Source organism: Bacillota bacterium (assembly GCA_030705925.1).
Taxonomy (GTDB): domain Bacteria; phylum Bacillota; class Clostridia; order Oscillospirales; family Feifaniaceae; genus JAUZPM01.
This window is the reverse complement of the sequence record JAUZPM010000080.1, coordinates 1-8,432: the sequence shown is the minus strand read 5'-3', so window position 1 is coordinate 8,432 and position 8,432 is coordinate 1. Positions and strand designations below refer to the sequence as shown.

8 protein-coding genes and 1 other RNA gene are annotated in these 8,432 nt (G+C 41.9%); 4 read left to right on the top strand and 5 right to left on the bottom strand.

The features are described from left to right. Both Q8865_10195 and tyrS read left to right on the top strand, forming a co-directional pair. On the top strand, positions 1-747 hold a 747-nt coding region (locus Q8865_10195; protein ID MDP4153785.1), incomplete at its 5' end, for a DNA repair protein RecN. A 15-nt stretch (positions 748-762) separates the two neighbouring features. Then, on the top strand, positions 763-1,989 hold the full coding sequence (tyrS, locus tag Q8865_10190; GenBank protein ID MDP4153784.1) for a tyrosine--tRNA ligase: 1,227 nt from the start codon (positions 763-765) through the stop codon (positions 1,987-1,989). Between the two features lie 51 nt (positions 1,990-2,040). Here tyrS and Q8865_10185 read toward each other — a convergent pair whose 3' ends face one another. Beyond that, on the bottom strand, positions 2,041-2,844 hold the full coding sequence (locus tag Q8865_10185) for a hypothetical protein (protein MDP4153783.1): 804 nt from the start codon (positions 2,842-2,844) through the stop codon (positions 2,041-2,043). Further along, complete coding sequence (locus tag Q8865_10180; protein ID MDP4153782.1) at positions 2,841-3,320, bottom strand: sigma-70 family RNA polymerase sigma factor; 480 nt, start codon at positions 3,318-3,320, stop codon at positions 2,841-2,843. The genes Q8865_10185 and Q8865_10180 overlap by 4 nt, the downstream gene beginning before the upstream one ends. 228 nt (positions 3,321-3,548) lie before the next feature. Here Q8865_10180 and Q8865_10175 point away from each other — a divergent pair, with 228 nt between their 5' ends. Then, a complete protein-coding gene (locus Q8865_10175; protein MDP4153781.1) occupies positions 3,549-4,409 on the top strand; it encodes a hypothetical protein in 861 nt (286 codons plus the stop codon). Between the two features lie 69 nt (positions 4,410-4,478). On the opposite strand, the gene Q8865_10170 is transcribed toward Q8865_10175, so the two are convergent. From Q8865_10170 to rnpB, 3 genes are all read right to left on the bottom strand, one after another. Further along, positions 4,479-5,558 carry a hypothetical protein gene (locus tag Q8865_10170; GenBank protein MDP4153780.1) on the bottom strand — a complete coding sequence of 360 codons (1,080 nt, stop codon included), beginning with the start codon at positions 5,556-5,558 and terminating at the stop codon, positions 4,479-4,481. Between the two features lie 166 nt (positions 5,559-5,724). Continuing rightward, the gene (locus Q8865_10165) at positions 5,725-6,270 is read right to left on the bottom strand and encodes a uracil-DNA glycosylase (protein ID MDP4153779.1); all 546 of its coding nucleotides are present in this window, start codon (positions 6,268-6,270) and stop codon (positions 5,725-5,727) included. A 113-nt stretch (positions 6,271-6,383) separates the two neighbouring features. Continuing rightward, positions 6,384-6,734, bottom strand: an RNA gene (gene rnpB, locus Q8865_10160) — RNase P RNA component class A. A 116-nt stretch (positions 6,735-6,850) separates the two neighbouring features. Between rnpB and murD the strand changes: the two genes are divergently transcribed. Continuing rightward, entirely contained in the window at positions 6,851-8,236 is a 1,386-nt protein-coding gene (murD, locus tag Q8865_10155; protein ID MDP4153778.1) for a UDP-N-acetylmuramoyl-L-alanine--D-glutamate ligase, read from the top strand. Positions 8,237-8,432 lie beyond the last annotated feature (196 nt).

The following is an 8,432-nucleotide window of genomic DNA, read 5'->3' as shown; positions in this document are numbered from 1 at the left end:
TATCGCCTTAAACAGAAATACGGCGGCACTGTCAATGAAATAATCGCTTATGGACAGCAGTGTGAAGAGGAACTTTCAAATATAGAATTTGCCGATCAGAAGACTGCTGAACTTGATGAAAAATACAAAAAAGCTTTAAAGCTTCAGGAAGAAGCGGCGGAAAAGCTGTCGCAAAAAAGGAAAGAAGCTGCGTCACGCCTTGAAAAACTTATCGTTTCTGAGCTTTCCTTTCTGGAAATGCCCCGTGTCAAATTTATCGTTGACTTTATGACGCAGAATCCTGTAGTATTTAATATTAACGGAAAAGACAAAGTCACCTTCCTTATATCCGCGAATCCTGGCGAACCGCCAAAATCGCTTTCAAAAATCGCGTCAGGGGGCGAACTTTCAAGAATAATGCTTGCAATAAAAAGCATATTCAGCGGGATAGATTTGACAGGGACGCTGATTTTTGATGAAATAGACACCGGAGTAAGCGGCAGGGCGGCGGAAAAGATCGGGGAGAAAATGAAAAAGATCGCATCTGCACATCAGGTGCTTTGCGTTACGCACCTGTCACAGATTGCCGCTATAGCTGACAACCATTATCTGATAACTAAAACGGCTAAAGCCGATAATACATTTACAACCATAATGCCGCTTGACAAAGACGGCAGGATCAGCGAAATCGCACGTATGATAAGCGGCGCGGATATAACTAAGACGGCGCTTGACGCCGCGCGTGACATGCTTGAAAAGCGAAAATAAACGGGGGTTTAGAAAATGGCAATTTTTGAAGAGCTAAAAGAACGCGGCCTTATTGCGCAGACGACTCATGAGGAAGAAGTCAGGGATCTGTTAAACAATCACTCGATCACTTTTTATACGGGATTTGACCCGACGGCTGACAGCCTCCATGTAGGACATTTTTTGATTTTGGTAACAATGGCTAGGATGCAGCGCGCCGGACACAGACCTATCGCTCTGATCGGCGGCGGCACAGGAATGGTTGGCGATCCGACAGGCAGGACGGACATGCGCCAAATGATGACACCTGAAACAGTTGAATATCATTCGAACTGCTTTAAAAGCCAAATGGCGAATCTCATAGACTTTTCAAACGGCAAGGCTTTGATGCTCAACAACGCGGATTGGCTTTTAGGGCTTAATTATATAGAATTTCTGCGCGATGTCGGCATTCACTACTCTGTTAATAAAATGCTGACATACGAATGCTTTAAAACGCGTCTTGAACGTGGCCTGTCATTCCTTGAATTCAACTATATGCTGATGCAGGGATACGATTTTTATAAGCTTAATAAGAATTATGACTGCGTAATGCAGCTTGGCGGCGACGATCAGTGGGCCAATATCCTCGGCGGTATCGAGCTTATACGCCGCAAATCCGGCAAAGAGGCATACGGCCTTACATTTTCGATACTCGCGACAAGCGACGGTAAAAAAATGGGCAAAACCCAAAAAGGTGCGGTTTGGCTTGACCCGAAAAAGACGTCGCCTTTTGAATTTTATCAATACTGGCGCAATGTTGGCGACGCCGATGTCGTCAATCTTTTGAAAAAGCTGACGTTTATCCCTGTGAAAGATATAGAAAATGAATTCGGGTCTAAATCCGGACAGGAGCTCAATGCCGCAAAAGAGCTGTTGGCATACGAAGTGACAAAAATGGTGCACGGGGAGGAAGAAGCCTCACGTGTTCAGGCAGCCGCTAAATCTTTATTTGCCAATGCCTCTGTAAGCGAAGACATGCCGACTAAAGAGCTTCCGGCGGACGCATTCCAAAACGGCGAGATCGGTATCCTCGATCTGCTGACGACAACAAAGATCGTTCCGTCAAAGGGCGAAGCCAGAAGGCTTGTCGATCAGGGCGGCATCACAGTTAACGATGAAAAGGTTGAAAGCGCCCAGAAGGCATTTAATAAAACAGATTTTGGAGAAGGGTATATAATTCTGAAAAAGGGTAAGAAATCAATATTCAAAGTTAAATTATAAGAAATTATAAAAAAAGAAGGACTTGAAATATAGTCCTTCTTTTTTTGCAAGTTATTCTATAGGCATTCCTGATGATTTGAGGAGCTCTTTTGCTTTAGCGGGATCTGCTTTTGATTTATCAATTGGAAGCTTAAACATTGCATGGGGTTCTGTATAACTTTCATTAAATGAGATGTTGCCTTTGTCGTCAATTTTTAATATTTTTGAACTTGGGGGAGTGCCTGACCCCACATAAGCGGCAAGGTATATATCATGGTCGGCAAATACCTCAATATTTGAGCAGTCAAAGATGTAATATTTGACGCCGTCAGCCAAAAACCCAACATATCCGCCTCCGAGTGTCCAAGCGTTGACCTGCCAAGGCTTATAACCGGAAATAACCGGAGTCATAGAAATATCGCCTTCACTTATATCGGCGAATTTGCGGCCGTCAGAGTAGGCAAGTGAAGCAACGATATAACTTCTGTTCGGGTCTGCTTCCGGGCAATTTTGTGTAAGCTTACTGCCGCTGACTAAACCTTCAACGGTAAGATTATACTCTCCTAGTGTTTGGCTTTCATTAATGTTGACAGCTTTATTTGAGTCAAAAGCCTCAGAAAGTTTATTTTCTCCGGCATGTGAGGCGACTTCCCTTGGTGTAAGTAAAGCGTTGATTGCGAATGCTGAAAGAGCGAGCAATGCAACTAATGCCGCCGCAATAACAGTTATCCTTAATGCTTTATGAGTTTTCATTTCGTTATCCTCCTTAAGTGTTTTTCTGTCTGCAGCGCGAAGCATTGCTTCAATAGCGTCATTTTCAAAGTCTTTGCTGAATTTTACCGAATCGAAAGCGGCTTTATAATCATTTATATTCATGATTTATCCTCCTCTTCAAAAATCAGCTTTAACCGTGCCTTTGCGCGGGAAAGGCGTGTCCCGACCGTCGCTGCAGGCAGAGCAAGAATTCGGGCAATCTCCTTTATGGAGTAACCTTCGTAACAATATAGATGCAACACTGTACTGTACTTTTCAGGTAAAGACTGAACAGCAGAAAGAAGCTGCGTGGTTTCGTCTTGCGGCATTGCAAGATCATCGCAGAGAGGGATATTTTTCCTTGCTGACGACTTTAGCATATCACACGAAAGATTGATTGTTGTTCGAATAAGCCATGCTCTTTCGTGTTCTTCGCTGTGGAACGATGGAGCTTTAGTCATGAGTTTGATATAAACCTCCTGCACCACATCTTCCGCGTCAGCAGCTGACTTAAGCCGTGTCAACGCAATTCTAAGCAGCATTTGACTATACTGTGTGACAATGTGCTTTATGTATTCATCGGTACCTAATAAATACATCCATTCAACTCCCTTCATCTACAGTACGATTTAAGATGTTTTTATTTTTCAACTGGGTTAAAAATATATTTGTTTTTCTCTCGGTAAGTTTGCCTAAAGCATTAAAATAGTCGGCATTACAGCAAGATATTGCTATAGCTGCTAATTACTGAGAGATATAATCAGTATGTTACAATATTTCTTATATTCTGACAATATATTCTCTGAGTTAAGCAGGGGGGGATTACTATGAAGATTTGTGAAAAGTGCGGGGCACAAGCGGAGGATGAACTTAAAGTCTGTCAGGTGTGCGGAAATATATTTGAAAATGGCACTGCAAATGAAAAAGAAGAAAATTTGCCGAAAGCTTTAAACAAAAAAAAGAAAAGTAAACTTGCAACAATACTTTTATCAGGATTATTGTTGCTGGTCGCTGCGTTTGTGATAATAGGCGTTCTTAAAATTAAAGATAGCTCCGCAGTAATGGGTAATGTGGCAAATATGCAGCCTAAGACTGTTTCACAGGAGCCAACTCAAATTAGCGATAATGACACGGATAAAAGTTCAGTTCCTGAAGCTGTGCCTAAAGAAACCCAGCCGAAAGAGCAGTCAACAGAGTCCAAGCCCGCGGCTAAAGACAGCGTGAAAAAACCTGTTATAACTGCTATAGACTTGTCCCAGAAAACAACATCGTGGGAATCTGAAGTAGGCGGTAAAACTCAAATATCTTATGCTATTACGCCGATAAAAGTTCCAGAAAGTGATTTAAAGGTCGTAAGCGCGAATGCCGATGTTGCAAAAACGGCTCTTGCCAGTTTTAAAGAGGTAAGCGGGAAAATAATATTAACCGTATCTTTAACTGCTGAAAAAGTTGGTGAAACCACTGTTTATGTAAAGTCTACTGACGGGTCTGTGTCAAGTGCGGGATTCAAAGTAAGTGTTATTAATAAAAAAGATTCGGTTAAGAAGCCGGGCGACACTGTGTATATAACGCCTACCGGCAAAAAATATCATTACAGTGAAAAATGTGCTGGTAAAAATGCTATTGCAACCACACTTGACGAGGCAAAGAAAAAAGGTTTGCAGCCATGCGGAAAATGCGTTAATTGATGTGTGATCTAAAAAACGTATACGTATAAAAAGAGAGGTGATAAGCCTCTCTTTTTTTAGGCACAAACTTTATTTGTATTGCAGCAGCAGTTTTGAATACTTATCTACTTGTTTGTCTATTTCTTTAAAATTCATGTTTGGTATGTAATATGATTCGAGTTTTTCATGTATTTTATTTGCCTGTGCAAGCGACTCGATCGCTTCTTCCATAATCAGATCTGTCGCCTTTGCATTGAATCTGAGCCTTATCTTATAATGCTTTAGACCTTCCATATCCACAAAACGCCTTATATGGATGCAGCGGTAATATTCACCGTCATACGGGCTGGTGTCATTTGATACTATAACCGCAATGCTGCGCTCAGGGAAGAATAGCGCATCGATATCACGATCAGGCGCCTGGAAATTATAATATACTTCCGCGTCATAGCCAATGGCGGTGATCGATGACATAATTTCGCCCATAAGAATCGGAGCAAGCCCGTACAGATCTTTAATAATAAACACCTTTTCGGCACGTGCCGCAAGTTCTGACTCAAACCCGATTATACCGCTTGATGTTATGTTTCTTATAATGCGTTTTGTTATTACAGCCTTTTTATCCTTCTGTTTAAAAAATTTATCTGTAAAGCCCATTGCATAACTTGACAGCTTTTCAATATTTAAAAAGCTGAATGCTGCCGCGTATGTATCAGATGATATCTGTTTTGCGGCTGAAAGGTATTTACAGACTTTGGCGTAAAATGTTTTTATCTCTGAGTTTAAAGAAATAATCATTTCCTTGTTTTCCCTTATTTTGGGTGCATCCCAATATTCCCCCAGATTTATTATCTCTTCTACTGCCGCCGGATAGACTGGATCTATCACGTGCGGAGCAGTGCCATCTACTATCGCACACTTGATTGAAGGAAAGTATACACCGTCAAGCGATTTTGGATCGCTTCCACAATGTATAAGATGATAGGGTATACCCTCTGACGCAAGATTATCTGCGATATGTTTCATGAATGAGGATTTGCCTGTTCCGGGGCCGCCTTTTAAAACATACACCCGGTTGGCTGTTTTCAAATCAATAAGATAGCTATAGTATGAGAAAAAACCCTCCGGCGAATTGGTTCCCAGAAAATAACGTGGAATCACGTAATTCATAATGGAGCCTCCTTAGCGTGCTATACTACATTCTATCCTTTTTTGAAAAAAGTGTGACTGTAAGCGAAAATATAAAACAAAAAATGGCCATTTATTTGTGATAAAATAAAAATATCGGCATGACCGGAAAATCAAATCAACGGTCATACCGAAAAAATCACTTTGTCTATAACTCAGAGGCTTTCCGTTTAATTTCTTTAAAATCTAAAAATGTATCGCCTTTTTTTGAACTGTCATATATCAGCGCGGCAGGGTGAAACGTTGCCATAATATCATAATCAGGCATTGTAAACCATTTTCCCCGTTCGTGCGTTATCTGAAAGGATGAATGGATGAGCCTTTTTGCCGATATCCTGCCTAGGCATACAACTACTTTAGGTTTGATTATATGTATTTGTTCAAAGAGATAGGGGATACATGCGTCTTCTTCATCCGCAAGGGGATCACGGTTTTGCGGAGGGCGGCATTTTACAATATTAGCGATGTATATGTCGTTTCGGGACAGATCGACGGCGTCAAGCATCCGTTCGAGCAGTTTACCGGCAGCGCCTACAAACGGCACGCCGGTCTCGTCCTCGTTTTTTCCGGGAGCCTCACCGACAAACATTATATCTGCTGTTTCACTGCCTGTGCCAAAAACGACGTTGTTCCTTGTTTCACAGAGCCGGCATTTCCGGCAGGATAGACATCCTTGTTTTATATCTTCAAGCATTTTTATACCTCCATTGTTTAAATAGATTATATATAAAATCGGTGGCTAAATAAATACAAAATTAATAAAAAAACGACAGGAATTTTCCTGCCGTTTTTGATATATAAATATTTTAAACGAGCAAGTCTGTAAGCCGAGTTCTGTCTTGAACAATCATCTATCTAAGACTGCGCGTTGCCACGCAGTTCATGCCGCCAACTCGGAAATTGCATCGGGCAAATGCCGGCCGTAAGGCCGCTTCCTGTCTGGCGTTGCTTCAAATTGGGTTTACAAGGCTGCATGGTCACCCATGCACCGGTGAGCTCTTACCTCGCCGTTTCATCCTTACCGCGAAAACGCGGCGGTATAATTTCTGTTGCACTTTCCCTAAAGTCGCCTTTGGTGGGCGTTACCCACAATCCTGCCCTGTGAAGCTCGGACTTTCCTCATCCCTGATAAGGGGACGCGACTGCTCAACTTGCTCGTCATAATATTTTAACCTACAATGTTAATAAAGTCAAACATTATAGTTATAATTGAAAAATTCTCATAAATAAGATATAATGATATTTAAAGTTTTATTTTGGGCTCGGAGGCAAATATGAACAGTGACCTTAAAAAGTTTTACGAAAAGATAAGGAATAAGCGTGTGACGGTGCTTGGTATCGGAGTCAGCAACCGTCCCCTGATCCAGATGCTGGTTAAACACGGCGCCCGCGTTACCGCCTGCGACAAGTCTGACGCCGAGCATCTGGGAAGTTTATATGAAAACCTTTCTGACCTTGGCGTTGAAATGTGCCTTGGTCCTAATTATTTAAGCGCTATAGACGCTGACATCATATTTAAAACACCGGGGATGAGGATAGACCTTCCGGAACTTAAAGAGGCGGCTGACCGCGGCATTGAGATAACAAGCGAAATGGAGGTCTTTTTCGATCTGTGTCCATGCAAAATCGTTGCAGTTACGGGAAGCGACGGAAAGTCGACCACAACGACACTTATTTCTGAGATGCTTAAGGCTCAGGGTTATACCGTTCATCTCGGGGGCAATATAGGAAGACCGCTTTTGCCGATCATTGATGAGATAATGCCTGATGATTTTGCCGTTGTTGAGCTGTCAAGCTTTCAGCTTCATACAATGAAAAAAAGTCCCGATGTCGCAGTTGTAACGAATGTTACTCCTAACCATCTGGATATGCATAAGTCTATGGAGGAATATATCAGCGCAAAAGAAAACATACTAAAATATCAGGATGGAAACGGACTGCTTGTAGTAAACTATGATAATGATATAACTCGGGGCTTTGGCGCAAGCGGCAGGGGGCGTGTCTTATATTTTTCTTCAAGACAGCGTGTCGAAAACGGCGCATTCTATGAAAATGGGATGCTGTTTATAAGCAAAAACGGGAAAGCCGAACCTGTTCTTAACCGTGTCCAGATTGCGCTTCCTGGCGATCATAATGTTGAAAATTACATGGCGGCTATTCTCGCAGTTTTAGATTTTGTGAAAATGGACGCTGTTGAGAAGGTTGCTGAGGGCTTTAAAGGCATCGCCCACAGGCTTGAGTTTGTGCGTGAGCTTGAGGGAGTCAAATATTATAACGATTCTATTGCTTCTAGCCCTACGAGGACTATTGCCGGTCTGCATTCTTTCGAGCAGAAGCTGATACTTATCGCTGGCGGATATGACAAGAAAATCCCATTTGATATTTTGGGCGAAGAGGTAAACGATCATGTCAAATGCCTTCTTCTTATAGGAAATACTGCTGAAAAAATTTACACTAGTGTTGTAAAGGCGCAAAACTTTAAAGAGGGCAGACTTCCTATAATCAAATGCGAAAGTCTTGCGGCTGCGGTCAAAATTGCAAAGAAAAATGCCCATGAAGGCGATATTGTAGTTCTTTCTCCGGCATGCGCGAGTTTCGATAGTTTCAAAAATTTCGAAGAGCGGGGAAATGCCTTTAAAAATGCAGTAAATATGCTGTGAAAAAGAGATATTTATTAACATAATGTTGATATTATGTCAACCAGAGATTAAATTACGGCGCAACGCTTGCCGATAAAGCGGTAACCGCGTTATTGAAATAACATATTAACACGGAAACGGAGCTTAAAATGGAATTGAAAGAAATCCTGTTTTCACTGTCATCAGCTTTCGGAGTGTCAGGCAGAGAAAACAGCTT

Excerpts from the sequence above, each read along its gene's own strand:
- tyrS (MDP4153784.1), top strand. The coding sequence starts at position 763 with ATGGCAATTTTTGAAGAGCTAAAAGAACGCGGCCTTATTGCGCAGACG.
- Q8865_10185 (MDP4153783.1), bottom strand. The coding sequence starts at position 2,844 with ATGAATATAAATGATTATAAAGCCGCTTTCGATTCGGTAAAATTCAGC.
- Q8865_10180 (MDP4153782.1), bottom strand. The coding sequence starts at position 3,320 with ATGTATTTATTAGGTACCGATGAATACATAAAGCACATTGTCACACAG.
- Q8865_10175 (MDP4153781.1), top strand. The coding sequence starts at position 3,549 with ATGAAGATTTGTGAAAAGTGCGGGGCACAAGCGGAGGATGAACTTAAA.
- Q8865_10170 (MDP4153780.1), bottom strand. The coding sequence starts at position 5,558 with ATGAATTACGTGATTCCACGTTATTTTCTGGGAACCAATTCGCCGGAG.
- Q8865_10165 (MDP4153779.1), bottom strand. The coding sequence starts at position 6,270 with ATGCTTGAAGATATAAAACAAGGATGTCTATCCTGCCGGAAATGCCGG.
- murD (MDP4153778.1), top strand. The coding sequence starts at position 6,851 with ATGAACAGTGACCTTAAAAAGTTTTACGAAAAGATAAGGAATAAGCGT.